The following is a 26000-nucleotide window of genomic DNA, read 5'->3' as shown; positions in this document are numbered from 1 at the left end:
AACACCATGAGCGCAGTCATCGACCACAGTCCCACCGACCACGGCCACGGGCACGCCGCGGGCCACGACGAGCACCATGGCGCGCCGCACGGCTGGCGCCGATGGGTGTTCGCGACCAACCACAAGGACATCGGCACGCTCTACCTGCTGTTCAGCTTCACCATGCTGATGGTGGGCGGCCTGCTGGCGCTGCTGATCCGCGCCGAGCTGTTCCAGCCCGGGCTGCAACTGGTCAACCCCGAGCTGTTCAACCAGCTCACCACCATGCACGGGCTGATCATGGTGTTCGGCGCGATCATGCCGGCCTTCGTGGGCTTCGCGAACTGGATGATCCCACTGCAGATCGGCGCCTCCGACATGGCCTTCGCGCGCATGAACAACTTCAGCTTCTGGCTGATGATTCCGGCGGCCATCATGCTGGTCACCAGCTTCTTCCTGCCGGGCGGCGCGCCGGCCGCCGGCTGGACGCTCTATGCGCCGCTGACGCTGCAGATGGGCCCGTCCATGGACTCGGGCATCTTCGCGATGCACATCCTCGGCGCCAGCTCGATCATGGGCTCGATCAACATCATCGTGACCATCCTCAACATGCGCGCCCCGGGCATGACGCTGATGAAGATGCCGATGTTCGCCTGGACCTGGCTGATCACCGCCTACCTGCTGATCGCGGTGATGCCGGTCCTGGCGGGCGCCATCACCATGACGCTGACCGACCGTCATTTCGGCACCAGCTTCTTCAACCCCGCCGGCGGCGGCGACCCGGTGATGTACCAGCACATCTTCTGGTTCTTCGGCCACCCCGAGGTCTACATCATGATCCTGCCGGCCTTCGGCATCATCAGCCAGGTGGTGCCGGCCTTCGCCCGCAAGAAGCTCTTCGGCTATGCCTCCATGGTGTATGCGACCTCGTCGATCGCGATCCTCTCCTTCATCGTCTGGGCGCATCACATGTTCACCACCGGCATGCCGGTGACCGGCCAGCTGTTCTTCATGTACGCCACCATGCTGATCGCGGTGCCGACGGCGGTGAAGATCTTCAACTGGATCGCCACCATGTGGCAGGGCTCCATGACCTTCGAGACGCCGATGCTGTTCGCGGTCGGCTTCATCTTCGTGTTCACCATGGGCGGCTTCACCGGGCTCATCCTGGCGATGGCGCCGGTCGACATCCAGCTGCAGGACACCTACTACGTGGTGGCGCATTTCCACTACGTGCTGGTGGCGGGCAGCCTGTTCTCGATGTTCTCGGCCGTGTACTACTGGGCGCCCAAGTGGACCGGCGTGATGTACGACGAGCGTCGCGGCAAGCTGCATTTCTGGTGGTCGCTGATCAGCTTCAACGTCACCTTCTTCCCGATGCACTTCCTGGGCCTGGCCGGCATGCCGCGCCGTTACGCCGACTACCCGATGCAGTTCGCCGACTTCAACGCGGTGGCCTCGGTCGGCGCCTTCTTCTTCGGCTTCGCCCAGGTCTACTTCTTCGTCTTCATCGTGCTGCCCATGATGCGCGGCAAGGGCGAGCCGGCGCCGCAGCGGCCCTGGGAAGCGGCCGAGGGTCTGGAATGGGAGGTGCCGTCGCCGGCGCCCTTCCATACCTTCGAGACGCCGCCCAAGCTCGACGCCACCGCCACCCGCATCGTCGGTTGATGCCTCGAGGCCACCCCATGACGCCCGAACAGAAACGCGCCAACCGCCGCCTCGGGCTGATCCTGGCCTCGATCGCGGTGGCCTTTTTCATCGGCTTCCTGGCGCGTGCCGCGCTGGTCGGCCGCTAGGGCGTCCACGCCATGAAACTGCGCGGCCACAACGCACGCATGCTGGGCAAGCTGCTGGTGGTGACCTGCGGCATGTTCGCCTTCGGCTATGCGCTGGTGCCGCTCTACAACGCGATCTGCGAGGCCACCGGCATCAATGTGCTGGCCCGCTCCGAGCTCAACCTGCCCGGCGCCGCGCGCCTGCCGGCCAACACGCAGGTGGACACGAGCCGCACCATCACCGTGGAGTTCGACGCCAATGCGCGCGGGCCGTGGTCGTTCCGGCCGGCGGTGGCCTCGGTGAAGGTGCATCCGGGCGAACTCGCCACGGTGATGTACGAGTTCCAGAACACCCAGGACCGGCGCATGTCGGCCCAGGCCATTCCCAGCTACGCGCCGCAGCAGGCCATGGCGCACTTCAACAAGCTGCAGTGCTTCTGCTTCAACCAGTACACGCTGGAGCCGGGCGAGAAGAAGCAGTGGCCGGTCGCCTTCGTCATCGACCCCAAGCTGTCGAAGGACGTCAACACCATCACGCTCTCCTACACCTTCTTCGAGGTCGGCGGCCGCACGCCGCCCGCGCCGCTGGCCGATGCCGGCGCGGCGCAGGTGGCGGTGCATGCCGCGCTGCCGGGAGCCGGATCGTGAGCGCGCGCCGGCCCGGCTTTCTGCGCAGCGTGCGGGCGGTGGCGTGGTCTTTTCTCGGGCTGCGCAAGGCCAGCGGCCTGGAAGAAGACGCCCATCTCCATCCGCTGCTGGTGCTGGCCGTCGGCTTCGGCGCGGCGGTGGTCCTGGTGCTGGCGCTGATGGCGCTGGTGCGCTGGATCGTCTGAGCGAAATACAAGAACAGGAGCGACACAACCATGAGTGCCCCGAGCAGCAGCGCCACCCCTTATTACTTCGTGCCGGCCGCCTCGCGCCATCCGGCGCTGGCCGCCGCCGGCCTGTTCTTCGTGATCCTTGGCGCCTCGCAGTGGATCAACGGCCACGACTGGGGCATGTACAGCCTGGCCGCCGGCATGATCGGCTGGCTGTTCGTGCTCTTCCAGTGGTTCCGCGACGCGGTGGCCGAAAGCGAGGGCGGGCTCTACGGCTACAAGATCGACCTGTCCTTTCGCTGGAGCATGTCGTGGTTCATCTTCTCGGAGGTGATGTTCTTCGGAGCCTTCTTCACCGCGCTGTGGTGGGCGCGCATGCATTCGGTGCCGGCGCTCGGCAGCCTCGACAACGCCCTGCTGTGGCCCGATTTCAAGGCCGTGTGGCCCAGCGTGGCGGCCGGCGCCACGGCAGCGCCCGGCGGTCTGGTCGAGCCCTTCCAGACGGTTGGGCCCTTCTGGCTGCCCACCATCAACACCGCGCTGCTGCTGAGCTCGGGCGTCACGCTCACCATCGCGCACCATGCGCTGCGCGAAGGCCACCGCGACCGCACGCTCGCCTTCATGTGGGCGACGGTGGCGCTGGGAATCGTCTTCCTTGCGGTGCAGGGCTACGAATACCACCATCTCTACACCGAACTGAACCTGAAGCTCAACTCGGGCGTGTACGGCTCCACCTTCTTCATGCTCACCGGCTTCCACGGCTTCCATGTGTTCATCGGCATGCTGATGCTGCTGTTCATCACCCTGCGGCTGCGCAAGGGGCATTTCACGCCGGAGCGCCATTTCGGCTTCGAGGGCGCCGCCTGGTACTGGCACTTCGTCGACGTGGTGTGGCTCGGGCTCTATACGCTGGTCTACTGGATGTGACCGGGCTGTACGGCACCGAATGGAAAAGGCGCCGCGCGGCGCCTTTTTTGCGTGCGCTCAGCCGCCCACCGGCAGGCCGGTCGGGTGGATATAACCGAGCTTCCAGGCCACCAGGATGCAGATGAACAGCGCGATCGAGAAACCCACCCGCAAGGCGAGCGCACGCGCCATCGAGCTCGTCTTGGCCCGCCCGTTGCAGCCGTCGCGCAGCATGAAGAACAGCGCTGCGCCCAGGCTGGCGATGATGGCCAGGAAGGCGAGGGCGACGATCAGCTTCATGGCGCGGATTATCCGGCCGACCCGGTGATGGCCGGCCCGGGTTTTCCTCGGCGCGGGTGGCGTTTCTGGACGATCAACGTGGCCGCGCTGCTCGGCTTGGCCGTCACGGCGTCGCTCGGCCGCTGGCAGCTGCAGCGCGCGGCGCAGAAAGAGGCGATCGAGGCCGAGATCGTCGGCCGCGCCGCCTTGCCGGTGCTGGCCGACAGCGCTCTCGCCGGTGCCGACGCCGACACGCTGATCCATCGCCGCGTGGCCCTGCACGGTCGCTGGCTGGCGCAGCGCACCGTCTACCTCGACAACCGCCAGATGTTCGGCCGCCCGGGTTTCTTCGTGTTGACGCCGCTCGAACTGTCGCCCGGCGCGGTGGTGATGGTGCAGCGCGGCTGGATCCCGCGCGACTTCCAGGATCGCGCCCACCTGCTGCCGGTCGCCACGCCCGAAGGCCCGGTCGAGGTCGCCGGTCGCGTCGCCCCGCCGCCCGCCCGGCTCTACGACTTCGCCGCCGCGCCGCAGGGGGATTCGCCGATCCGGCAAAATCTCGACCTGTCCGCCTTCCGTCGCGACACCGGCCTGCCGCTGGTGCCGTGGACCGTCGTGCAGACCGGCGCCGCCAGCGAAGGCTTGCAGCGCGACTGGACGCCGGTCACCTCCGGCGTCGAGCGCCACTATGGCTACGCCTTCCAATGGTTCGGGCTCTGCGCCCTCATCGTCGTCCTCTATGCCTGGTTCCAATTCATCCGACGCCCGCGCGCTGCCTGACAAGGCCGGCGCTGCCAGTGGCGCCGTAGCCGACCAGTTCCTGGACCTGGCGGTGCACTCCATGCCCTTGCCCGGCGCGGCGCTCGACGCCGCCGGCCGCACCTCGCGGGGCCGCTGGAAGATGCTGCTGGTGATGGCCATGTGCGCCGCGCCGGTGGTGGCCTCGTACTTCACCTACTACGTGATCCGGCCGCAGGGCCACCGCAGCTTCGGTACGCTCATCGGCCAGCAGCCTTCACTGCCCGACATCGCCGCGCGCACGCTCGACGGCGATACGGTGCGCCTGCCCGCCCTGGCCGGCCAGTGGCTGCTGGTGAGCGTGGCCGGCGGCGCCTGCACGGCCGACTGCGAAAAACGCCTCTACCTGCAGCGCCAGCTGCGCGAGAGCCTGGGCCGCGAACGCGACCGGCTCGACTGGGTCTGGCTGGTCGACGACGACGCGCCGGTCTCGGCCGGGCTGCGACCGGCGCTGCAGCAGGCGACCGTGCTGCGCCTGCCGGCCGATGCCATCGCGGGCTGGCTGCAGCCCGAGGCCGGCCACGCGCTGGCCGACCACCTCTACCTGGTCGACCCGCTCGGCCACTGGATGATGCGGTTTCCCGCCGGTCTCGACATGGCCGGCGCCGCCAAGGCCAAGCGCGACCTCGATCGCTTGCTGCGCGCCGCCGTCTCCTGGGACCAGCCGGGCCGCTGAGCCGCATTTTCCCGATGAACCCCACGCCTCTCTACGACTATTCGCCGCTGGTGCAGATGATGCTCACCGGCTTGCTGATCGCGCTCGGACCGCTACTGTGGCTGGCCTTTCGCAACCGCCGCGCCGGCCCGGCCCGCCGGCTGCAGGCGCTGACGGTGCTCACCCTGTTCCTCACCTTCGACCTGGTGCTGTTCGGCGCCTTCACCCGTCTCACCGATTCCGGTCTGGGCTGCCCCGACTGGCCCGGCTGCTATGGCGAAGCGCACCCGGTCGCGGCACGCAGCCAGATCGACGCGGCCCAGGCCGCCATGCCCGACGGCCCGGTGACCCATCGCAAGGCCTGGGTGGAGATGGTGCACCGCTATCTCGCCACCGGCGTGGGCGTGCTGATCATCGCGCTCACCATCGTCAACTGGCGCGCCTGGCGCCGACGGCTGCACGGCGGCGCCGTGCCGGCGGTGCATCCCTGGTGGCCGACGGCCACGCTGGTCTGGGTCTGCATACAAGGGGCGTTCGGCGCCTGGACCGTGACCTGGAAGCTCTTTCCCGCCATCGTGGTGATGCATCTGGCCGGTGGCGTGGTGCTGTTGGCCCTGCTCGCGCGTCAGGCGGCGCGCCACGGCCTGGCGCAGCGCGGGGTCGCCGAAGCGCCCGTGTCGCCGGGCCAGCATGCGCTGCTGCTGGCCACGCTGGCGGCGGTGGGGCTGCAGGTGCTGCTGGGCGGCTGGGTCAGCACCAATTACGCCGTGCTGGTCTGCGACGGTTTTCCCACCTGCCAGGGCCAGTGGTGGCCGCCGATGGACTTTGCCCGTGGCTTCGAAATCTGGCGCCCGCTCGGCCAGCTCGCCGACGGCAGCCCGATCGACTTCGCCGCGCTCACCGCCATCCACTACGCCCACCGCCTGTTCGCCTACGTCGTTTTCCTGCTGCTGGTCGTCGTCGCCTGGCGCCTTTGGCGCATCGAGGCGCTGCGCCGGCCGGTGCGCACGGTGGCCGCGCTCGCCGCGCTGCAGCTCGTCACCGGGCTGTCCAACGTCGTCCTCGACTGGCCGCTCGTCGCCGCGGTGCTGCACACCGGTGGCGCCGCCGCGCTGGTGGCCGCCCTGGTCTGGACCCTGTCTTCCTGCCGTGCGGCCACGCAGCCGCAGGGCCGCTTATCCTCGCTTCCCGCATGAATCCCGCTACGCCCGCCGTCCATCCGCCCTCCGCCGCACCGCCATCGCGGGTGCGGCAGTTCTACGCCCTCACCAAGCCGCGGGTGGTGCAGCTCATCGTCTTCTGCGCGCTGATCGGCATGGTGCTGGCCGTGCCCGGCGCGCCCACCTGGGCCGAAGTACAGCGCGCGGTGGTCGCCTGCTTCGGCATCTGGCTGGTGGCGGGCGCGGCGGCCGCGTTCAACTGCCTGGTCGAAAAAGGCATCGACGCCCGCATGCGCCGCACCGCCTGGCGCCCCACCGCGCGCGGCGAACTCGGCGACGGCCAGACCCTGCTGTTTTCCGGCCTGCTCTGCGCGGTCGGCTCGGCCATCCTGTATGTGTGGATCAACCCGCTGACCATGTGGCTCACCTTCGCCACCTTCGTCGGCTACGCGGTGATCTACACCGTGATCCTCAAGCCGATGACGCCGCAGAACATCGTGATCGGCGGTGCCTCGGGCGCCATGCCGCCGGTGCTCGGCTGGGCGGCCATGACCGGCGACGTCGGCCCGGAAGCGCTGATTCTGTTTCTCATCATCTTTCTGTGGACACCGCCGCACTTCTGGGCGCTGGCCCTCTACCGCGTGGAGGACTACCGCAAATCCGGCCTGCCGATGCTGCCCGTGACCCACGGCAACGAATTCACCCGGCTGCAGGTGCTGCTCTACACCTTCGTGCTGTTCGCCGGCTGCCTGATGCCCTTCGCCTACGGCATGAGCTCCTGGCTGTACCTGGTGGTGGCGATCGTGTTGTCGATCGGCTTCTGCGGCTACGCCTTCGCGCTCTGGCGCCACTATTCCGACGGCCTCGCGCGCCGCACCTTCCGTTTTTCGCTGATCCACCTGAGCGTGCTGTTCGCAGCCCTGCTGGTGGACCACTACCTTTTCTGATGCCGCCGATGAAGACTCGCACCTTTCTCCGCATGACCGCCGGCGCCGGCCTGGCTGCCGTCCTGGCCGCCTGCTCCAAGGCGGCGCCACCCGGCCCGGCCTTCCAGGCGGTCGACCTGACCGGCGCCGAATACGCCAAGGGCTTCAGCCTGCCGGACGCCAACGGCAAGGTCCGCACGCTCGACGAGTTCAAGGGCAAGGTGGTCGCGGTGTTCTTCGGCTACACCCAGTGTCCGGACGTGTGCCCGACCACGCTGGCCGAGATGGTCGAGATCAAGACGCAGCTCGGCGCCGACGCCGACAAGCTGCAGACGGTCTTCATCACCGTGGATCCGGAGCGCGACACGCCCGAGATCCTCCAGGCCTACATGGCCAACTTCGACCCCGGCTTCATCGCGCTGCGGCCGAGTCCGGAGCAGCTGGTCGCCGTGGCCAAGGACTTCAAGGTCTACTACAAGAAGGTCGAAGGCACCGCGCCGGGCAGCTATTCGATGGACCATTCCGCCGCCACCTACCTCTACGACCCCCAGGGCCGGCTGCGGCTCTACGCCAAGTACGGCGGCGGCAGCGCGCCGCTGGCGGCCGACATCAAGCTGCTGCTGCAGCAGCAGGCCTGAGCCGGCGCCTCATTCGGCGGTGATCCGCGCGCTGCGGATCACCTCGCCCATCGTCACGGCGTCCGAGCGCATGCGCAGCGTCAGGCCCTCCGACGATCCGCCCACCGCCTGCCAGCCCTGCTGGAACAGCCGGGTGCGCATGTCGGGCGTGCGCACGATCTCCGAAAACAAGGTCGACAGCCGCTCGACCACCGCACGCGGCATGCCGGCGGGGGCCGCGACCGCGTTCCAGATCTCCAGTTCGAAATCGTCGACGCCGGCTTCCTTCAAGCTCGGAATTTCCGGCACCAGCGTGCTGCGGGTGCGGGCTGTCACGCCGAGCGCGCGCAGCTTGCCGGCCCGGGCCTGTGCCGCCGCGAGGCTGGGTGGCAGCAGGGCGAGCTGCAGTTCGCCCGCGATCATCGCGTTGGCCACTTGCGGATAGCCGGGGTAGGGCACATGCACCGGGGCTATCCGCAGGCGCCGCTTGAGCAGTTCCATACCCACGTGGCCGACCGTGCCCACACCGGGTGTGCCGTAGCTCCAGCGGTCGCCTGCCTGCCGCGCCGCCTGAAGGAAGGCGCGGGCGTCGGCGCCTGGTGACTGGATGGGCGCCGCCAGCACCAGCGGCGAGGTGCCGATCAGGCCGATCGGGGCGAAATCGCGCAGCGGGTCGTAATGGATGCGGGGATTGATCAGCCGGGCGATCGTGAGATTGCCGTTGATCATCAGGCCGATGGTGTGGTCGTCCGTGGCCCGCGCCACGAACTCCGCCGCGATGTTGCCGCCGGCGCCGACCTTGTTGTCGACGATCACCGGTTGGCCGAGCGCACGCGACAGCGGTTCGGCCAGCGTGCGGGCGGTGATGTCGGGCGAGGATCCCGCCGGAAAACCCACCACGATGTGCAGTGGCCGGGTCGGCCAGAGCGTTGGTTTGGGGCCGGCCGGCGCCTGGGCGCGGGCGCCGGCCCAGGTGGCGGCCAGGGCGAGCAGCGCGGCGCGGCGAGTGGCGGTCTTGTTCATGGGCTGCGGAGTGTGCCGCAGAAAAACGCGAGGGGCCGTTTCCTCGCGGAAACGGCCCCTCGGGGCAGAAGCGGCCCGGCCTCAGGCGTATTCGGCCAGCGCCTTCTTCATCTTCTTCATGGCGGCCGATTCGATCTGGCGGATGCGCTCGGCGCTCACGTGGTATTCGGCGGCGAGTTCGTGCAGCGTCATGCCGCCCGAGCCGTCGTCGTTCACCTTGAGCCAGCGCTCTTCCACGATGCGGCGGCTGCGGTCGTCCAGCGCCTCCAGCGCGGTGGCGATGCCGTCGGTGGCCATCACGTCACGCTGGTGCGATTCGATCATGGCGGTCGGCTCGTGGGCCACGTCGGCCAGGTAGGCGATCGGGCCGAAAGCCTGCTCGCCGTCGTCCGACGGAGACGGGTCGAGCAGCACGTCGCCGCCGGCCAGACGCATCTCCATTTCGGTGACTTCCTCGGGCTTCACGTTCAGGCGCTCGGCCACCGTTTCCACCTGGCTCGCGCTCAGGGTGTCGCGGTGGGTGTCGAGTTCCACATCCAGCGCCGAGTTGGCTTTGAAGGCCTGCTTCATCGAACGCAGGTTGAAGAACAGCTTGCGCTGGCTCTTGGTGGTGGCCACTTTCACCATGCGCCAGTTCTTCAGGATGTATTCGTGGATCTCGGCCTTGATCCAGTACAGGGCATAGCTCACCAGCCGCACGCCCTGTTCGGGGTCGAATCGCTTGACGGCCTTCATCAGGCCGACATTGCCTTCCTGGATCAGGTCGCCGTGCGGCAGGCCGTAACCGAGATATTGGCGCGAGATCGACACGACCAGGCGCAAGTGGGAGAGCACCAACTTACCGGCGGACTCGACCTTGTTCTCGTCGCGCAACTCACGGGCGAAACGCTGCTCTTCCTCAAGGGTGAGTAGCGGCAGGCGGTTGACCGCCGAGATATAGGCGTCGAGGTTGCCCAGGGGCGGCACCATCGACCACGGATTGGCGGTGGCGACGGCAGTGGCAGCTCCAGCGGGGTAGTTCATACCAGGCATCCTTTCCTCATAGCGAACCATATTAGCACTCGGTTAGAGAGAGTGCTAAGGCCCGAGTTCCCCACCTTCCTATCGAATGGATAGCGCCAGGGGGTTGATTTATTCAGCGCGCGGGCGAGCGCCGCATCCGTAGGAAAGACGCTTGCGGAAGAGCGGAAAATTCCGACTCGGCAGACAAGCGCAGTCGCACAAAAGTCACTCGTCGATCAGGCGCGGCCCGTGGTTACGCTTTGCGGCGGCCGAGCCGCGTACCTGACGCTCCTGCTGCTCCTGCTGCTCGCTGCGCTGTTCCGCATCCAGGCCTTGCCATTGCCTCGACACCTTCTCGGTCGACGTGCAGAAAACGTGTCTCAAGAACGGGAGATGCGGGCGACGGAGGCCGCCTTCAAGACCCGGAATAAAAATGGAAGAACAGCTTGCTGGGCGGTGCCGACTCCGCATTGCTCGCCACCTGGAAGGCCTTCCAGACCGAGCGGGCCAGGGTCGCCGAGGCAGGTGCCGCACTGACGGCCGACCTGCCGCCGGGCGAGGCGCGTGGCGTCGTCGTGTACTCCCGGCAAGGCCCACGTGGGCATGGGCCTGGGCTAACGTGGCCCGGGTGGGCGACACCTCGGGATGATCGACAGCATCGCCTTTCAGGCCAACATCGTGGCGCTCCACGCGGCGGTCGAGGCCGCGCGGGAGATCAAGGGGCTGGTGGCGCAGAGCGTCGCCAGCACGGCCCAGGGCGCGACGCAGGTCGACGCCGCCGGCCAGACCATCGAGCGCACCGTGTTCCGGCTGCCGGGCGCCGAACGCCCCCTGGCACTCGCGGCCCGACAAAGCCGGGCAGCCGGACTCAGCCCAGCAGGGCCTGCGCGAATTCGCGTGCGTTGAAGGTTTCGAGGTCTTCGAGCTTCTCGCCCACGCCCACGAAATAGACCGGAATCGGCCGCTCCTGCGCGATGGCGGCCAGCACGCCGCCCTTGGCGGTGCCGTCGAGCTTGGTGACGATGAGGCCGGTCAGGCCCAGCGCGTCGTCGAAGGCGCGCACCTGCGCCAGCGCGTTCTGGCCGGTGTTGCCGTCGATCACCAGCAGCACCTCGTGCGGTGCGCTGGCGTCGGCCTTCTGCACTACCCGTTTGATCTTCTGCAGCTCCTGCATCAGGTGCAGCTGCGTGGGCAGGCGGCCGGCGGTGTCGACCAGCACCACGTCCTTGCCGCGCGCCTTGCCGGCGGTGACCGCGTCGTAGCTGACCGCCGCCGGGTCGCCGCCCTGCTGGCCGATGATCTCGACCAGGTTGCGGTCGGCCCACACGCCCAGTTGCTCGCGGGCGGCGGCGCGGAAGGTGTCGGCCGCTGCCAGCAGCACCGTGGCGCCGGCGTCGGCCAGGTGCTTGGTGAGCTTGCCGATGGAGGTCGTCTTGCCGGCGCCGTTGACGCCCGCGACCATGATCACGGTGGGCGTGTGGCGCCCCACTTCCAGGCTTTTTTCCAGCGGCTTGAGCAGGTCGGCGATGGCGTCGGCCAAAAGCGTCTTGACGACCGCGGGGTCGCCACTGCGTTGTTCCTTCACCCGACGGCGAAGGTCGTCGAGCAGGTGCTGCGTGGCCTTGACGCCGGTGTCGGCCATCAGCAGGGCGTCTTCGAGCTCGTCGTAGAGCGCGTCGTCGATCCGCGCGCCGACGAAGACCGAGGTGATGCTGCCGCTGGTCTTGCGCAGGCCGCCGCGCAGGCGCTGCATCCAGCCGGCGCGTTCGGGCGCTGCCAGCTCGGCGGAAACAGGTGAGACCGGCGTCGCCGGCATGGTGGGCTGGAAGTGCGGAGTGGGGGCGACGGATGGCGCGACCGCAGCGGGCGAAGGCGCTGGCGGCACCGGAGTCGGCACGGCCGATGGCGCCGGTGGCTGGACGATCGGAGCCGGCGCGGGTTCGGGTGCGCGCGTCGGCGCAGGCGTCGCTGCCGGCGACCAGGCCGGCGGTGCCGGCGGCTCGACCGGCGCCAGGGCCGGAGCGGGCGAGGGTGGTGGCGGCGCCAGGCCGAACTGGTTCTTCAGCCAGCCGAGGGCACCGGCGGCAGCCGGCTCCTCCGCCGAAGACGCTGGCGGCGATGGTGTGGGTTCCGGCGCGGGCGTCGGTGGCTTTTTCTTGAAAAAACTGAACATGGGCGCGTTCTTAGAATCAACCATTCTATGAAACGACTATTCGAGCGCGGCAGAGCCGCCCGTCGTGCTTCGCGCGGCCTGCTTTTCCTGACCGCCATGGTCGTTGCGACGGCACATGCCGTCGCCCAACCCACGGGCCCCGACACGCCGCCTTCCGGGTCGGCGCTCGCATCCCCGGCACGCCCGGCCGTGCGGGCCGAGACGCAGCAGTTCACCCTGTCCAACGGCATGACGCTCATCGTGCGCGTCGACCGCCGAGCCCCGACGGCGGTCAACATGCTGTGGGTGCGCGCCGGCGCCATGGACGAAGTCGACGGCATCTCGGGCATCGCCCACATGCTCGAGCACATGATGTTCAAGGGCACGCCGGACGTGCCGGTCGGCGAGTTCTCGCGGCGGGTCGCGGCGCTGGGTGGTCGGGAGAACGCCTTCACCACCGCCGACTACACCGGCTACTACCAGCAGGTACCGGTCAATCGCCTGCAGGACGTGATGAAGCTCGAAGCCGACCGCTTCGCGCACAACAGTTGGCCCGACGCGGAGTTTCTGAAAGAGCGCGAAGTCGTCGCCGAAGAGCGCCGCATGCGCACCGAAGACAACCCGCGCAGCCGGCTCTACGAGGCGCTCTCCGCGCAGATCTGGACCGCGTCGCCCTACCACCGGCCGGTGGTCGGCTGGATGGGTGACATCGCCGCCTTCACCGCTGAAGACGTGCGCGACTTCTATCGGCGCTGGTATGTGCCGGCCAATGCAGCGGTGGTCATCGCTGGCGATGTCGATGTGCAGCAGGTGCGCGATTGGGCGGAGCAGACCTACGGCCGCGCAAGCTCGGCGGCGGTGCCCGCGCGCAAGCCGCGCCCCGAGCCGCCACAGGTGGGCATGCGCCGGTTCGACTTCCGCGCGCCGGCCGACCAGGCTTACGTGGCGATGGCGTTCCGCGCGCCCGGGCTCGAATCGCTGGAGCCCGACGCGATCAAGACCCCGGATTCGCAGGACGCTCTGGCACTGACCATGCTGTCGGCCGTGCTCGACGGCTACTCCGGTGCCCGCCTCGGACGCACCCTGGCACGTGGCCCCAAGCGCGTGGCCGATGGCGTCGACGCCTCCTATTCGCCGGTGGCGCGCGGCCCTCGGGTGTTCTACCTCGCCGGCATCCCGGCCCAGGGCCACACGGCTGCCCAGCTGGAAGCCGCGCTGCGCGGCGAGGTGGCGCGCATCGCCCGCGAGGGCGTCGACGAGGCCGAGCTGCGCCGGGTCAAGACGCAATGGCGTGCGGGCGAGATCTTCCAGCGCGACTCGGTTTTCTCGCAGGCGCGCGACCTCGGCAGCAACTGGGTCCAGGGCCTGCCGCCGGACGCCGACAGCCAGCTGCTCGACCGGCTGGAAACCGTCACCTCCGATCAACTGAAGTCGGTGGCGTCGCGCTATTTCGGCGACGACCAGCTGACCGTCGGCACCCTGGTGCCTTTGCCGCGCGATCCGGCCAAGCTTCCGCGCACGCAAGCCGATGAAGCCCGTCCGGGCGCGGTGGTCCATTGAACGAACGCAGGACATCCATGCTGGCACGACCCTCTCTCTCCATCGGCCTGCGCCTGCTCGCCGCCTGCCTGGCCGTGATGGCCGCCACCGCGCATGCGGCCTTGCCGATCGAGCACTGGTCGCGCCCCGACGGCGCCGAAGTGTTCTTCGTCGAAAGCCGGGCGGTGCCCATCATCGACGCGCAGATCGACTTCGACGCCGGCTCGCGCCGTGAACCCGCGCCGATGGCCGGCCTCGCCAGCGTCACCGCCGGCATGCTCGACAAGGGTGTGCGCGCCGATGGCAACGCGCCCCCGATGAACGAGGACGCGCTCGACGACGCCTGGGCCGACCTCGGTGCGCAGTTCGGCGCGGGAGCGGGCAACGACCGCTTCAGCTTCACACTGCGCTCGCTCGCCGACCCGGCGCTGCTGGCCCGAGCTGCCGCGCTCGCGGCACGCCAGATCGGCGAACCCTCGTTCCCCGATGCGGTCTGGACCACCGAGCGCCAACGCATCGCCGCCGCCTTGCGCGAGGCCGAGACGCGGCCCGGCACGCGCGCGGCCCGTCTCTACGACAAGGCGGTCTTCGGCCAACATCCCTACGGCAGCGAAACCACCGAAGCCAGCCTGCAGGCCATCACTACCGCCGCGATGCGCGAATTCCATGCGCGCCTTCGGCCTTGCGGCGCCAAGATCAGCATCGTCGGTGCGCTCGACCGCAGCCAGGCCGACCAGCTCGCCTCGGCGCTGCTCTCGCGCCTGAAGGCCCAGGCCTGTGCCCCCCTGCCGGCCGTGCCGCGCGTGCAGCCGCTGGCGCTGGCACAGGACATCCGCCAGCCGTTCAAGTCGGCGCAGGCGCACGTCTACATCGGCCAACCGGGCATCGCCCGCGCCGATCCGGACTACTTCGCGCTCACCGTCGGCAACTACATCCTCGGCGGTGGCGGCTTCGTGTCGCGCCTCACCCAGCAGGTGCGCGAACAGCGGGGGCTGAGCTACAGCGTGTATTCGAGCTTCGACCCGGCACTCGACGCGGGCGCCTTCACCATCGGCCTGCAGACGCGGCCGGACCAGGCCGCTCAGGCGGTCGGCGTGGTTCGCGAGGTGCTCGCGACGTTCGTGGCCGACGGCCCGACCGAGGCGGAGCTGAAGGCCGCCAAGGACAACCTCGTCGGCGGCTTTCCGCTGCGGCTCGACAGCAATGCCAAGCTGGTCGGCAACGTCGCCAACATCGCCTGGAACCACCTGCCGCTCGACTATCTGGACACCTGGACCGCACGGGTCGAAGCGGTCGGTGTGGCGGACATCCGCGCTGCCTTTCAGCGGGTGCTGCAGCCCGAGCGCATGGTCACCGTGGTGGTCGGAGGTGCGTCATGAGGAAGCCTGGCAATCCCAGGATGCTCGCATCGCCCAGGCCGCACGGCGGGCCCGGCGAGGTGCGCATCCTCGGCGGTGCCTGGAAGCGCACGCCGCTGCCGGTGCCCGATCTTCCCGGCCTGCGCCCCACGCCGGGCCGCGTACGCGAGACGCTGTTCAACTGGCTTGGCCAGGACCTGACTGGCTGGCGCTGCATCGACGCCTTCGCCGGCAGCGGCGCGCTCGGCCTCGAATGCGCCTCGCGCGGCGCGGCACGGGTGCTGCTGTGCGAGCAGGACGTGAAGCTGGTGGCAGCCATCAAGGCAATCGCCGCACGTCTGTCTGCACCGACCGTGGAAGTGCGGCGCGGCGACGGCATCGCGGCTCTGCGCGAGGCGCCGGCCGCCTGGGATCTGGCCCTGATCGATCCGCCCTTTGAGGCCGACCTGTTCGGCGCAGCCCTCAAGGCGGCCGCCGTCGGGCTCGCGGCGGAGGGCCGTGTGTACCTGGAGGCGCCCGAAGCCTGGAGCGAGGAGCGCCTGTCTCCGCTGGGCTGGACCCTCGACCGCCATGTGCGGGCCGGCGCGGTGCATGCGCATCTGCTGCGTCGCTCGCCATAATCGCGCGACGTCATCCAGGAGCATCGCCGAATGGCCCCTCTCATCGCCGTCTACCCCGGCACCTTCGACCCGATCACCCTCGGCCATGAGGACGTGGTGCGCCGGGCCACCCAGCTGTTCGGCCGGGTCATCGTGGCGGTCGCTGCGGGCCACCACAAGAAGACGATGTTTCCGCTGGAGGAACGCATCGCGATGGTTCGAGAGGCGGTGGCGCCCTACGGACATGTCGAGGTGGAAAGTTTTGCCGGGCTGCTGCGCGATTTCGTGGTCGCGCGCGGTGCACGGGCCATGGTGCGTGGCCTGCGGGCCGTGACCGATTTCGACTACGAGTTCCAGCTCGCCGGCATGAACCGCACGCTCATGCCCGACGTCGAAACCGTGTTCCTGACGCCGGGCGACAAGTACCAGTTCATTTCCAGCACTTTCGTGCGCGAGATCGCGCAACTGGGCGGCGAGGTCGACAAGTTCGTGTCGCCCGCCGTCCATCAGCGGCTGATGACCAAGGTCGGCCGCTGATTTTCAGGCCGCAGGCACGGCGGCTGGAGCTGTCGTGTCCGCAGGCTGCGAGTCGGCCGGCTTGGTCATGTCGGCCTTGTCATCGATCAAGGGAATGTCGACCGCCTGGTGGATCACGTCGTGCACGAAGCGCAGCTTGTGCAGGGCACCCTGCGACAGCGCGAAGGGATAGGCGTCGTCCTGACCCAGGCTGCGGTTGAGGCTGTTGAGCATCAAGGTCACCGGCACCCATTGCTGCACCAGCTGGTCGAAGTCGGTCACCGCCGAAGAGAAGGGGTTGGTCACCGTGTCCGGTCCGCTCCCAGTGCCGCCCGACATGCCCGGGACCTCGACTTGCGTGCCATAGGCCGCAGCAGTTTCGAGCAGATCGACCATGTGCAGATAGTGCGCCCAGGTCTCTGCCCAGTCTTCCCAGGGGTGGGAGGTGGCATAGGCACTGACGAAGTCCACCTGCCACTCGTTGGCGCTGTGGTCGGCTGCGTAATGGGCCTGCAGCGCCTGTTGGTAGTCGAGCGATTCGTCGCCGAAGACCGCGCGGAAATCATCGATGCGATTGCCCTCGCGGATCAGCCGGTCCCAATAGAAATGCCCCGACTCATGGCGCAGGTGGCCGAGCAGTGTGCGGTAGGGCTCGCCCAGCTGGACACGGCGGCGCTCACGCTCGTCGTCGTCGGCTTCGGCGATGTTGAGCGTGATCAGGCCCTGGTTGTGGCCAGTCATCACGCGTGGCCCGCCCGGTACGTCGGCGAGGAATTCGTAGACCGGTCCGTCCTGCATGCTGCCGGCGGCCGGCGGCGTGGTCGATGCCAGGCCGAGTCGCGCGAGTGTGTAGAACAGGCGGCGCTTGGCTACCTCGATTCGGTACCAGCGCTGGCTGTTTTCCGGGATGGACAGGTCGGGGAATACACGCGTCTGGCGGCATGACACGCACAGGTGGTTGGGGTCTTCCGGCGGCACCGCGAAATTGCAGCTCTGGTGCAGGTCGTGGTTGAGGCACATCCGGTATTGCAGCGGCACGCCCTCGGGCGGATGGCTGCGCACCCACAGGCCCGGCGAGCCGTCGGCGGCGGGGCCTGCGGGTGCGAGGAGGGCGGCCATCGACAGCTGGTCGGGCAGGAAGGCCAGGGCGCATCCGCAATTCAGGCACTGCACGTTCTCGAAGAAAACGGGGTGGCCGCAGTTATCGCAATTGAAGATCTTCATGGTGTTCTGCTTCGGGTCACGACAGGAAGGGGCGAGCCGTTGCGAGCGGCATGAAAAAGGCAGGCGAGGAGTCGTGACTCCAGCCTGCCTGGCCTGTCAGGTCCGCGCGGGCCGGTCCGGCGCCGCGCGGGGTCCTGTTTACGGACGCACGACGATGTTGTTGCGGACGTCGCGCACGTTCTTGGTGTTCTTCGCGATGACTTCGGCCTGGTTCTTCTCGGCTTGCGACTTGGCGAAGCCCGACAGCTGCACCGTTCCGTTCAGCGTCTCGACGCTGATGGAAGAAGCAGAGACCGACTTGTCTTCGGCCATCTTGGCCTTCACGGCGGTGGTGATGCCGGCATCGTCGACGTAGGAGCCGACGGTCTGTTGATGGCGGGCCACCGAGCAGCCGGCGGTGACAACGGTGACGCCGGCGATGGCGGCGAAAGCAAGGGCGCGTGCGTACTTCATGATGGTGTCCTCGGATTGTGGAGTCTTGTTCGAAAGATCAGTGCGACAGTGGATGGACCGGATTTCGCGTCGCACGATGCGCGATGCCCGGCATGGAAGAAAAATGGGTCTGCATGGCTAACCTTTGCCACCCCGGCTGCTTAACAGCGACAGGGCGAAGTTGGAAACCTGCGATGACTTGAGTGCCGCGACAGCGAGGCCGCCGATCGACACCAGACGCCACGGTCGTGTGATGACCAGGACGGCACCGACGCCCGCCGCGATGCCCATGAGCTTGAGCGGGCGCTGCCGTGCGTATTCGACCAGCACCGGTTCGGCGATCGAGCCGACCACCCGGACGGGGTGGAACTCCCACCAGGCCCTGAGCGAACGGCGAGCCACCGAAAACCATCCGGTACCCGTGTCCAGTCGATCCGCTTCGTCCTGACCGATGGCTGCCTCATATCCGAGTTGTTCTGGGGAGGCGTCGGCTGAAGGGCGTTGCACCAGCGGCTCGATCGACTTTCGGGGCGCGCTGGGGCGAGTGGACGGAACGAGCTCGTTCATCATGGCCTGGCGTGTCGCCTGCAGGCGCTGCTTGGCGGTCGGCTCGACGGGGCCTTCGGGGCGGCTCACCGGTTTTCTCCGGCAATGCGCAGTGCCTGCACATCGGCGTCGATCTGGGCTTTGAGGCTATCGAATCGGGTGGCCGGCATGGGTGTTCGAGCGTAGAGGTAGCAACCCAGCGTGGCCAAAAGTGCAATCAGGGGTACGACCAACAGTGCCCAGTGAAAGGCCCCGGTCGAAAACCCGATCATCACGGCCACGCCGGTGAGCGTGACGAAGACCGACGCCATGACGACCATGGCGCCCCATGCTGCAAGCCGGGTTCCCAGCTGCACACCAACGTCCGAGACCTCTTCGTGGACCAGCGAGCCGTAGCCTGCCAGATGCTCCATCACGAGTTCCGGCTTGCGGATGAGAAGCTTGAACACGGGATGCAGCATGGTCGTCTTTGTCGGGTCGCGGGCAGAAGGTCGTCAGGTCGCGGATCAGTAGCGGTTGCGGTTGTTGCTGCGCGTGGCAATCAGGATCGCGGCAGCGATGGCGGCGCCGGTGGCCGCGGCGATCAACACAGACTTGACCGGCTGCTCGGCCACATAACGGCCGGTGACGTCGCCGTAGCGGGTGATCTGCTGCTGGGCACGCGACTTGGCGTCGTGGGCGTATTCGAAGCCACGGCTGGCCAGCTGTTGCACCTTGGCCGTGATCTGGTCGACCAACGGGTCCACGCTGCCGCGCAGGTCGCGCACCTTTTCGCCAGCCTTGTCGAGCGCTTCGTTGGCGTAGCCACGGGTGGTTTCGACAGCGCTCTGGGCGCTTTGCAGCGCGTCGTCCGAAGCGTCACGAACGGTGTTGGCGGCCTTGGTGGTGTTGAGGGTCATGAAGTGCTCCTGATTCAGTTGTTGATGGATGGACGGACTCGGGAAACGATCAGGTGACGGGACCTAGCCGCGGCGGACCAGGCTGACCACGAAACTGACGATCGCCATGATGACGAACACGAAAAACAGAACCTTGGCGATCCCGACGGCACCGGCGGCGATGCCACCGAATCCGAAGACGGCGGCAATCAGCGCGATCACAAGAAACACCACAGCGTAATGCAGCATGTTGTTCTCCTCAAGGTTGGTTTGGCCGCTAAACAGGGGTCTGTTCAGCATGGGTCATAGCGTAGATGCCGAGGGCTTCGGACCCGATCGGCTGCTGGCGCGCAGGGGTGTCATCCCCGGAGGCCGCCCCCTGTAGGAGTTGACCGACTAGCGACCGACTAGCGCCCTAACCCGTCGGGCGGGACGCTTCAGGCGGAGTGCGGCAACGTTGCGGTGACGCGCGTGCCGGCGCCCGGAGCGGTCGTGATCGTGAGCCTTCCGCCGGCGGTTTCGACCCGGTGGCGCATGCCCTGCAGTCCATGGGTGGACGGGTCGATGCGTTCTTTCTCGAAGCCCGCCCCGTCGTCCTGGATCTCGACGAGCACATAGGTCGGATGCACGCCGACCCGCACCTGCACCTCGTGCGCATGGGCGTACTTGCTGATGTTGGTCAACGCCTCCTGGACCATGCGGTAAACCGTCAGTTGGGCGGAGTCGTCGAGCGGCGGTTTCTCGAGACGGCAGTGGATGCTGAGGTTGTTGCGGTCACCGGTTTCGCGCGCCAGGATTTCCAGCGCGGCCACCAGCCCCAGGTTGGAGAGCGATGATGGCCGCAGGTCTTCGATGATGTTGCGCTTGAGCGCGATGCCGCTGTTGAGCGTTTCGGTCAGATGCTGAAGCCGGGCCTGCAGCTCGACGTTGTCCGGCCCGATCTTGGACTTGATGCGAGCCACGTCGAGCTTGGCCGCAGTCAGCAGCGAGCCGAGCTCGTCGTGCAGCTCCCGCGCCAGGTAGGCGCGTTCGTCCTCGCGCACCTGCTGGAGATGGGTGGCGAGTTCGGCGAGCGATGCGGTTCGCTCGCGCACCTGGTCGCCCAGGCGATCGCGTTCGCGCTTGAGTTCTTCCTGCTGCTGGCGTCCGGCGATTTCGAGCGCGCGGGTCTGGCGCAGGTACATGTAGAACGCCAGCAGGCCGATCAGCGCCACGGCCGCGATGCCGAGCCTGGCCAGTTGCAGCGCCTGAACCACCTGCCGCTGGCCCGCATCGACCGCCTGCGAGCGGCTCTCCACCAGCTGGGTGACCTGGGCACGGATCGAATCCATGTGCTCGCGCCCGACGTCCGTCAGCAGGATGAAGCGCCAGGCTTCATCGTTGCCCTGCTTGCGCAGCCGCACGCTGAGGTCCATCTCGGCGAGCTTGCGGGAGATGTTGCGCGACAGTTCGGCCAGCTTGCCGATCTCTTCGGGCGTCTTGAGGTAGGAGTTGCGCAGCCGGTCGATGGTCTGGTTGAGGCCGGCGGTCGCGCCGCTGTAGGGCTGCAGGTAGCGCTCGTCGCCGGTCAGCAGAAAGCCGCGCTGGCCGGTTTCCGCGTCGAGCATCTGCTGCAGCAGCCGGCTGAGTTCGACACGGGTCTGCTGGGCACGTTCGATCTCTTCGAGCGCTTCGGTGGAGCGCCGGTATCCCGTCTCGTTGATGCCCACCAGCACCACGGCCGCGAGGACCGCGGCGGGCAGGCTGATCATCAGTTTTGGCAGAGAAAACCTTCGCATCGAAAACTCGGAGTCCCGTGGGATATTTCGTGAATAATCGACAGGAAAGCTTAAACGACGCCTCAGCGTGTTGGCTTCAGGCATTGTGCCCGCGATCCCGTCCCGGGCAGCCCAGGAAGACTCTAAATGATCAAAATCGGAATTGTGGACGACCACGCGATCGTGCGTTCAGGTCTCAAGCAGTTTTTCTCGGACCACGTCGATCTTCGTGTCGTCGGTGAAGCCTCCAACGGCCGCGAAGCCATCGACCTCATCCGTACTACCGAGATAGACGTCCTGGTGATGGATTTGTCGATGCCCGGCCAGACCGGCCTCGACGCCCTCGGCATGATCCGCGCCAAGGCGCCGGACGTCGGCATCCTCATCCTCAGCGGCTATCCCGAAGAGCATTACGCGATGAACCTGATCCGTCAGGGCGCCAGCGGCTATCTCAACAAGGAATGCGATCCGATGGAGATCGTGAACGCGGTGCGCACCATCTCGCTGGGCCGCCGCTACATCACGCCGGCCGTGGCCGACCTGCTGGCCCAGCAGCTCAATCGCAAGGATGACGCGCCGGCACACGAACTGCTGTCCGAGCGCGAATTTCAGGTGTTCCTCAAACTCGCCAAGGGCGAGACGGCCGGCGACATCGCCAAGTCCTTGTCGCTCAGCGTGAAGACGGTCAGCACCTACCGCACCCGCTTGATGGAAAAGATGAATCTCGCTTCCAACAGCGATCTCACCTACTACGCACTGAAGAACAAGCTGATCGACTGATCACCGCGCTTCGCTTCAACGACAAGGCCCTGGCAGCGCGAGCTGCCAGGGCCTTGCCACGTTTGGCGGAACGCGTTCAGCCCGCAGTGGGTCGCGCGTCGGCCGTCGTCGCGCTCGCCGCGTCGGCCGACGCGCGCACGCTGTGCTGGATGCAGTAGTCGACCAGGGCGTCGATCTCGTTGGATTTGTCAAACACGGCGTCCACGCCGAGTTGCGCGCAACGGGTGCGGATATCCGGCGTGGCGTAGTTGCTGAGGACGGCCACCTTTTGATGCGGAAGCCGCTGTTTGCATGCGGCCAGAATTCCCAGCCCGCTTCCCTGCTTGAGGAACAGGTCGACGATGGCCAGGTCCCACATCTCGGGATGGTGCTCGAGCCAGTGCCGGCCTTCGTTTTCCGTTTCCGCAATGCCGACCGTCTGGATCCGTGCCAGTTCCTCGAGCGTACCGATCAGGTTCTCGCGAATCGTGACGTTGTCTTCAACGATGTACGTTCTCAATCCCAAGGTTTTTCGTCCATCCAGATCGATTGCATACCTCGGCTCGCAGGCCGGGGCCCAAGTGAAAAAGCCGGCGTTCGAACATTGTGAGCCGTGCCTGAACATTGTGCCAGTGGTGTCGCGTGTGTCATTGTGTGATCGTTTCGCGCGGGGCTGTAGGCAGGGGACGACGGTCATTTCTCGCCTGGGACGACCGTCTGCGGGTGTGCCTGCGCCCACCATGCAGGGTCTGTTACCGATAAGAAGAAAGCAGACGCCTACATGCGGTTTTCACCGTCCCTCGCCATGCCTCCAGCACTGCGTATTCCCAGCCGACCGATGCGATGGGTGCTGGCGTTGGGGATGTCGATCCTGCCGCTTGCAACGCTCGCCGCCCAGCCCGTGGCGGTGCCGGTCGTCCCCCATGTCGACTGGCCGCGTTATGCGGGCAAGTGGTATGAGTTGGCGAGGTTGCCCAACAGCTTTCAGCGAAAGTGCGCAGCCAACGTCACGGCGGAGTACCGGGCCTTGCCCGACGGGCGCCTGCAAGTCGTCAATCAATGTGACCGCAGCGATGCTTCTGCGGACATCGCAACCGGGGATGCCCGGCGCACCCATGGCGACGCCGGAAAACTGAAAGTGCGCTTCGCGCCACGCTGGTTGTCCTGGCTGCCAGCGGTATGGGGCGACTATTGGGTGTTCGGCCTCGACGAGGACTACCGTACCGCGCTGGTCGGCACGCCAGACCGCGAATATCTCTGGCTCTTGTCCCGCTCGCCGCAACGCCCCGAAGCGGAAATCAATGCCTGGATCGAACGGGCGGCGGCGCTGGGCTTCGATGCCCGTCGAGTCGTGCGCACGACGCAAACCGAACCCAACGCGGTGCCGACGGCTCCCCCGGAATCACCTGCCGAATCACCTGCCCACGCTCCCAGCGAGCCAGGCGCCACAACACCATCCGTCGGAGACGAACCATGAACGCCGTCACATCACCACCAACCGCGCCGCATGAGCCTCGCAAAAGCCTGGCCGCGCGCATCCTGGTCACGTTGGTCGTCATCGTGCTGGCGCTGGTGCTGCTGGTGATTTTCTTCCCGTGGGACTGGTTGCGGGGCCCGATCAACCGGTATGTGAGCGATAAGACGGGACGCCATTTCGCCATTACCCGTCATCTGGACGTGAAGCTGGGGCGTACGACTACTGTCATCGCCGACGGCATCGAATTCGCCAACCCGTCCTGGGCCAAGGATCCCTATCTGGTGAAGGCCGAAAAGGCGGAAATCGGCATCCGGCTGTGGCCGTTGGTCAGCGGCAAGGTGGTGCTGCCCTCGGTGACCCTGCAGCAGCCAGAGATCGGCTTGCAGATGGAGCCGGACGGCCGGCGCACCTGGGCCTTCGGCAAGGACACGTCGGACACCAGCACTACGCCGGACATCGGCCATCTCCTGGTCGACCGGGGCCGCCTGCATTTCCTGGCCGCTGAGAAGGGCGCCGACATCACGGTGGCGTTCGGCATCGACCAGCAACTGGACAAGGACGTGCCCGGCGCGATGCCGTTCACCTTCGATGCCAAGGGCACCTGGCAAAAACAGCCCTTCGCCGCAGCCGGGCGCACCGGCAGCCTGCTGCAACTGTCTCCGGGCGCGCAGACGGCGCCGTTTCCGGTCGAGCTCAAGGCGTCTGCCGGCCAGACCCGGTTGGCTGCCAAGGGCAGCATCGGCAACCTGTCCACACTCGAGGGCGTGGACGCACAGGCGCAGATCCAGGGTCAGAACCTGGCCGACCTCTACCAGCTCATCGGCGTGGTGCTGCCGGACACACCGCCCTATGCGCTCAAAGGCCATCTGCGCAAGCAGGGCGACGCCTGGGATGTGGCCGACATGGAAGGCAAGCTCGGCAGCTCCGACCTGGGCGGTCATCTTCGCTACGACGGCGGGGGTTCTAAGGCCAAGCTGTCGGGCGAGGTGCAGTCCAAGCTGCTCGACTTCAACGATCTCGCGCCGGTCATCGGCCTGGCGCCGACGCCCACCAAGGGCAGCCGTGAGAGCTCGGCCGGCACCGTGCCGGCCGTGACGGCCGCCTCCGCCCAGAAGGGCAAGCGCGGAGGCGGCAAGGTGCTGCCGACTGCCAAGCTCGACCTGGAAAAGCTCAACGCCATGAATGCCGACGTGAGCTACTCAGCGCAGAAGATCCAGCACATCAAGGAGCTGCCGCTCGACAGCGGCAAGGTCCACGTCAAGTTGACCGACGGCGTGCTGGTGCTCGATCCCCTGGACCTCGGCGTGGCGGGCGGGCATATCGTGGGCAACATCCATGTCGACAGCGCCCAGAAGCCACCGGCGGTATCGACCAAGCTGGAAGCGCGCGCCCTGCAGATCAATCGCCTCTTCCCGGCCATTGAAAGCAGCAAGAGCAGCTTCGGAAATGTCAGCCTGCGGGTTGACCTGAAGGCGCGTGGCGACTCAGTCGCCACCATGCTGGCCCACGCCAACGGCGAAACCGGCGTGCTCGTGGGCAGCGGGCAGTTCAGCAACATCCTGCTGGAGTTCGTGGGCCTCGACGGCGGCGAGGTGATCAAGTTCTTCCTGCGCGGCGACAAGGAAGTGCGCATGCGTTGCGGCGCGGCGGCCTTCGACGTGAAAGACGGCCTGATGACCAGCAAGGGCATCGTCTTCGACACGACCGACACGGTGGTCAACGGCGATGGCCGCATCAACCTGCAGGACGAAAGCCTCTACATCACGCTCAAGCCGCAGCCCAAGGACATGAGCATCCTGAGCCTGCGTTCGCCGCTGATCATCCAGGGCACGCTGGGCGATCCGTCGGCGTTCCCCGACAAGGGCGCGCTGGCGGGCAGGGCGGCGGCAGCGGTCGCGCTCGGCCTGATCAATCCCTTCCTGGCGCTGGCTGCCACTATCGAGACCGGTCCGGGCGAGGACGCCGATTGCCAGCGCCTGCTGGTGCAGACCGACGCACCAAAGCCTGTCAACCGTTGAGGTGCCGCCCGCCGCACACCGGGCAGCCCGGGTCGCGGGCGATGCGCATGCTCGACCATTCGAGGCTGCGGCCATCGAGCATGCGCAAGGTGCCGCCGCGTGACGCCGCCATCGTTTGGGCGTATTTGGGCGCGCCGTGTGCCAGCAGCCATTGCAATGCCAACGCCGCCTGCGCGGTACCGATCATGCCGACGAGAGGCGCAAACACGCCCATGGTCGCGCAGGCGACTTCCTCAACCGATGCGGTCGGCGGGAACACGCAGGCATAGCAGGGGCTGTCGGCCTGCGCCGGGTCATAGATAGCCAACTGCCCGTCGAAGCCGATGGCGGCACCCGACACGAGCGGCTTGCCTGCCTGAACGCAGGCTGCATTGACGAGTTGACGCGTGGCGAAGTTGTCGCAGCAATCCACGACCAGATCGCAGGTCGGCAACAGAGCCTCGAGCCAGGCCGCGTCCGCGCGCTCGTACCGCCGTTCGATCGTGACCAGCGGGTTGATTGCCGTGATGGATGCCGCGAGCGAATCGACCTTGAAGCTGCCGACGCTGGCCGTGCCATGGGCGATCTGCCGCTGCAGGTTGGTCAGGTCGACGCGGTCGTCGTCGACCAGGGTGACGCGGCCGACGCCGGCCGCACCCAGGTAGAGGCCGGCCGCGCAGCCCAGGCCGCCGGCGCCGACGATGAGCAGGTGCGCGTGAGCGAAACGCTCCTGTCCTTCGATGCCGATCGCGTCCAGCAGGATATGCCGCGAGTAGCGCAGCAGTTCGTCGTCGTTCATCCGGTTCACCATGAAAAAGGCCCCGTCGG

Annotated in this window: 32 protein-coding genes; 18 read left to right on the top strand and 14 right to left on the bottom strand. The window is 67.3% G+C overall.

Features of this window, described 5'->3' with window-relative positions; genetic code table 11:
• Nucleotides 1–6 precede the first annotated feature (6 nt).
• From ctaD to R9X41_RS21060, 5 genes are read left to right on the top strand one after another with little or no spacing between them, the layout of a single operon-like run.
• Nucleotides 7–1647, top strand: coding sequence for a cytochrome c oxidase subunit I (gene ctaD, locus R9X41_RS21080; RefSeq protein ID WP_318632395.1), 1641 nt, complete (start codon nt 7–9; stop codon nt 1645–1647).
• A 17-nt stretch (nt 1648–1664) separates the two neighbouring features.
• Nucleotides 1665–1775, top strand: coding sequence for a cytochrome oxidase small assembly protein (locus R9X41_RS21075; protein ID WP_318632394.1), 111 nt, complete (start codon nt 1665–1667; stop codon nt 1773–1775).
• A gap of 12 nt (nt 1776–1787) precedes the next feature.
• On the top strand, nt 1788–2402 hold the full coding sequence (locus R9X41_RS21070) for a cytochrome c oxidase assembly protein (RefSeq protein WP_318632393.1): 615 nt from the start codon (nt 1788–1790) through the stop codon (nt 2400–2402).
• Nucleotides 2399–2587, top strand: coding sequence for a DUF2970 domain-containing protein (locus tag R9X41_RS21065; protein WP_318632392.1), 189 nt, complete (start codon nt 2399–2401; stop codon nt 2585–2587). Before R9X41_RS21070 ends, R9X41_RS21065 begins: the two co-directional genes overlap by 4 nt.
• A 30-nt stretch (nt 2588–2617) precedes the next feature.
• Nucleotides 2618–3499 carry a cytochrome c oxidase subunit 3 gene (locus R9X41_RS21060; protein WP_318632391.1) on the top strand — a complete coding sequence of 294 codons (882 nt, stop codon included), beginning with the start codon at nt 2618–2620 and terminating at the stop codon, nt 3497–3499.
• Nucleotides 3500–3556: 57 nt separating this feature from the next.
• Here the strand turns inward: R9X41_RS21060 and R9X41_RS21055 are convergent, their stop codons facing one another.
• A complete protein-coding gene (locus R9X41_RS21055) occupies nt 3557–3778 on the bottom strand; it encodes a twin transmembrane helix small protein (protein WP_318632390.1) in 222 nt (73 codons plus the stop codon).
• A gap of 27 nt (nt 3779–3805) precedes the next feature.
• Here R9X41_RS21055 and R9X41_RS21050 point away from each other — a divergent pair, with 27 nt between their 5' ends.
• From R9X41_RS21050 to R9X41_RS21030, 5 genes are read left to right on the top strand one after another with little or no spacing between them, the layout of a single operon-like run.
• The gene (locus tag R9X41_RS21050) at nt 3806–4537 is read left to right on the top strand and encodes an SURF1 family protein (RefSeq protein WP_318632389.1); all 732 of its coding nucleotides are present in this window, start codon (nt 3806–3808) and stop codon (nt 4535–4537) included.
• On the top strand, nt 4497–5231 hold the full coding sequence (locus R9X41_RS21045; RefSeq protein WP_318632388.1) for a redox-active disulfide-containing membrane protein: 735 nt from the start codon (nt 4497–4499) through the stop codon (nt 5229–5231). Before R9X41_RS21050 ends, R9X41_RS21045 begins: the two co-directional genes overlap by 41 nt.
• A gap of 14 nt (nt 5232–5245) precedes the next feature.
• Nucleotides 5246–6406, top strand: a complete 1161-nt coding sequence (locus R9X41_RS21040; RefSeq protein WP_318632387.1) for a COX15/CtaA family protein — start codon at nt 5246–5248, stop codon at nt 6404–6406.
• Complete coding sequence (cyoE, locus tag R9X41_RS21035; protein ID WP_318632386.1) at nt 6403–7317, top strand: heme o synthase; 915 nt, start codon at nt 6403–6405, stop codon at nt 7315–7317. The genes R9X41_RS21040 and cyoE overlap by 4 nt, the downstream gene beginning before the upstream one ends.
• Nucleotides 7318–7325: 8 nt before the next feature.
• The gene (locus R9X41_RS21030) at nt 7326–7934 is read left to right on the top strand and encodes an SCO family protein (RefSeq protein ID WP_318632385.1); all 609 of its coding nucleotides are present in this window, start codon (nt 7326–7328) and stop codon (nt 7932–7934) included.
• 9 nt (nt 7935–7943) lie between these two features.
• Here the strand turns inward: R9X41_RS21030 and R9X41_RS21025 are convergent, their stop codons facing one another.
• The 3 genes from R9X41_RS21025 to R9X41_RS21015 all read right to left on the bottom strand — a co-directional run bounded on the left by R9X41_RS21025 (nt 7944) and on the right by R9X41_RS21015 (nt 10322).
• On the bottom strand, nt 7944–8936 hold the full coding sequence (locus tag R9X41_RS21025) for a Bug family tripartite tricarboxylate transporter substrate binding protein (RefSeq protein ID WP_318632384.1): 993 nt from the start codon (nt 8934–8936) through the stop codon (nt 7944–7946).
• Nucleotides 8937–9017: 81 nt separating this feature from the next.
• The gene (gene rpoH / locus R9X41_RS21020; RefSeq protein WP_318632383.1) at nt 9018–9959 is read right to left on the bottom strand and encodes an RNA polymerase sigma factor RpoH; all 942 of its coding nucleotides are present in this window, start codon (nt 9957–9959) and stop codon (nt 9018–9020) included.
• A 204-nt stretch (nt 9960–10163) separates the two neighbouring features.
• Nucleotides 10164–10322: a hypothetical protein gene (locus R9X41_RS21015; RefSeq protein ID WP_318632382.1), complete on the bottom strand. Its 159-nt coding sequence runs from the start codon at nt 10320–10322 to the stop codon at nt 10164–10166.
• 261 nt (nt 10323–10583) lie between these two features.
• On the opposite strand from R9X41_RS21015, the gene R9X41_RS21010 reads away from it, so the two are divergent.
• Nucleotides 10584–10844, top strand: coding sequence for a hypothetical protein (locus R9X41_RS21010; protein WP_318632381.1), 261 nt, complete (start codon nt 10584–10586; stop codon nt 10842–10844).
• On the opposite strand, the gene ftsY is transcribed toward R9X41_RS21010, so the two are convergent.
• On the bottom strand, nt 10807–12111 hold the full coding sequence (ftsY, locus tag R9X41_RS21005; RefSeq protein ID WP_318632380.1) for a signal recognition particle-docking protein FtsY: 1305 nt from the start codon (nt 12109–12111) through the stop codon (nt 10807–10809). The two genes, R9X41_RS21010 and ftsY, sit on opposite strands and share 38 nt — an antisense overlap.
• Nucleotides 12112–12207: 96 nt before the next feature.
• On the opposite strand from ftsY, the gene R9X41_RS21000 reads away from it, so the two are divergent.
• The 4 genes from R9X41_RS21000 to coaD are packed head-to-tail and all read left to right on the top strand — an operon-like array spanning nt 12208 to nt 16123.
• Nucleotides 12208–13650 carry a M16 family metallopeptidase gene (locus tag R9X41_RS21000; RefSeq protein ID WP_412556719.1) on the top strand — a complete coding sequence of 481 codons (1443 nt, stop codon included), beginning with the start codon at nt 12208–12210 and terminating at the stop codon, nt 13648–13650.
• A gap of 17 nt (nt 13651–13667) precedes the next feature.
• Nucleotides 13668–15008, top strand: a complete 1341-nt coding sequence (locus tag R9X41_RS20995) for a M16 family metallopeptidase (protein WP_412556635.1) — start codon at nt 13668–13670, stop codon at nt 15006–15008.
• A gap of 20 nt (nt 15009–15028) precedes the next feature.
• On the top strand, nt 15029–15607 hold the full coding sequence (locus R9X41_RS20990; RefSeq protein WP_318632378.1) for an RsmD family RNA methyltransferase: 579 nt from the start codon (nt 15029–15031) through the stop codon (nt 15605–15607).
• A 30-nt stretch (nt 15608–15637) separates the two neighbouring features.
• Nucleotides 15638–16123 (top strand): pantetheine-phosphate adenylyltransferase, encoded by a 486-nt coding sequence (gene coaD / locus R9X41_RS20985; protein ID WP_318632377.1) that lies wholly within the window; start codon nt 15638–15640, stop codon nt 16121–16123.
• 3 nt (nt 16124–16126) lie between these two features.
• Here coaD and R9X41_RS20980 read toward each other — a convergent pair whose 3' ends face one another.
• From R9X41_RS20980 to R9X41_RS20950, 7 genes are all read right to left on the bottom strand, one after another.
• A complete protein-coding gene (locus R9X41_RS20980; protein WP_318632376.1) occupies nt 16127–17326 on the bottom strand; it encodes a zinc-binding metallopeptidase family protein in 1200 nt (399 codons plus the stop codon).
• A gap of 138 nt (nt 17327–17464) precedes the next feature.
• Nucleotides 17465–17779: a BON domain-containing protein gene (locus R9X41_RS20975; protein WP_318632375.1), complete on the bottom strand. Its 315-nt coding sequence runs from the start codon at nt 17777–17779 to the stop codon at nt 17465–17467.
• A gap of 117 nt (nt 17780–17896) precedes the next feature.
• Complete coding sequence (locus tag R9X41_RS20970; RefSeq protein WP_318632374.1) at nt 17897–18394, bottom strand: hypothetical protein; 498 nt, start codon at nt 18392–18394, stop codon at nt 17897–17899.
• Nucleotides 18391–18765 (bottom strand): hypothetical protein, encoded by a 375-nt coding sequence (locus R9X41_RS20965; protein WP_318632373.1) that lies wholly within the window; start codon nt 18763–18765, stop codon nt 18391–18393. Before R9X41_RS20965 ends, R9X41_RS20970 begins: the two co-directional genes overlap by 4 nt.
• A 45-nt stretch (nt 18766–18810) precedes the next feature.
• Nucleotides 18811–19203 carry a hypothetical protein gene (locus R9X41_RS20960; protein ID WP_318632372.1) on the bottom strand — a complete coding sequence of 131 codons (393 nt, stop codon included), beginning with the start codon at nt 19201–19203 and terminating at the stop codon, nt 18811–18813.
• A 63-nt stretch (nt 19204–19266) separates the two neighbouring features.
• Entirely contained in the window at nt 19267–19431 is a 165-nt protein-coding gene (locus R9X41_RS20955) for a DUF1328 domain-containing protein (protein ID WP_318632371.1), read from the bottom strand.
• Between the two features lie 188 nt (nt 19432–19619).
• Entirely contained in the window at nt 19620–20933 is a 1314-nt protein-coding gene (locus R9X41_RS20950) for a CHASE3 domain-containing protein (RefSeq protein WP_318632370.1), read from the bottom strand.
• A gap of 153 nt (nt 20934–21086) precedes the next feature.
• Here R9X41_RS20950 and R9X41_RS20945 point away from each other — a divergent pair, with 153 nt between their 5' ends.
• A complete protein-coding gene (locus R9X41_RS20945) occupies nt 21087–21719 on the top strand; it encodes a response regulator (protein WP_318632369.1) in 633 nt (210 codons plus the stop codon).
• 76 nt (nt 21720–21795) lie between these two features.
• Here R9X41_RS20945 and R9X41_RS20940 read toward each other — a convergent pair whose 3' ends face one another.
• A complete protein-coding gene (locus R9X41_RS20940) occupies nt 21796–22224 on the bottom strand; it encodes a response regulator (RefSeq protein ID WP_318632368.1) in 429 nt (142 codons plus the stop codon).
• A gap of 279 nt (nt 22225–22503) precedes the next feature.
• Here R9X41_RS20940 and R9X41_RS20935 point away from each other — a divergent pair, with 279 nt between their 5' ends.
• Nucleotides 22504–23175 (top strand): lipocalin family protein, encoded by a 672-nt coding sequence (locus R9X41_RS20935; RefSeq protein WP_318632367.1) that lies wholly within the window; start codon nt 22504–22506, stop codon nt 23173–23175.
• Nucleotides 23172–25193: an AsmA family protein gene (locus R9X41_RS20930; RefSeq protein WP_318632366.1), complete on the top strand. Its 2022-nt coding sequence runs from the start codon at nt 23172–23174 to the stop codon at nt 25191–25193. The genes R9X41_RS20935 and R9X41_RS20930 overlap by 4 nt, the downstream gene beginning before the upstream one ends.
• On the opposite strand, the gene R9X41_RS20925 is transcribed toward R9X41_RS20930, so the two are convergent.
• Nucleotides 25183–25971 carry a HesA/MoeB/ThiF family protein gene (locus R9X41_RS20925; protein WP_318632365.1) on the bottom strand — a complete coding sequence of 263 codons (789 nt, stop codon included), beginning with the start codon at nt 25969–25971 and terminating at the stop codon, nt 25183–25185. The genes R9X41_RS20930 and R9X41_RS20925 overlap by 11 nt on opposite strands.
• Nucleotides 25972–26000: the final 29 nt, after the last annotated feature.

The sequence above is a fragment of the Xylophilus sp. GOD-11R genome (assembly GCF_033546935.1).
In the GTDB taxonomy this organism is placed as follows: Bacteria; Pseudomonadota; Gammaproteobacteria; order Burkholderiales; family Burkholderiaceae_C; genus Xylophilus.
Note: the sequence above shows the minus strand (reverse complement) of the source record. Positions and strands in the feature narration are given on the sequence as shown.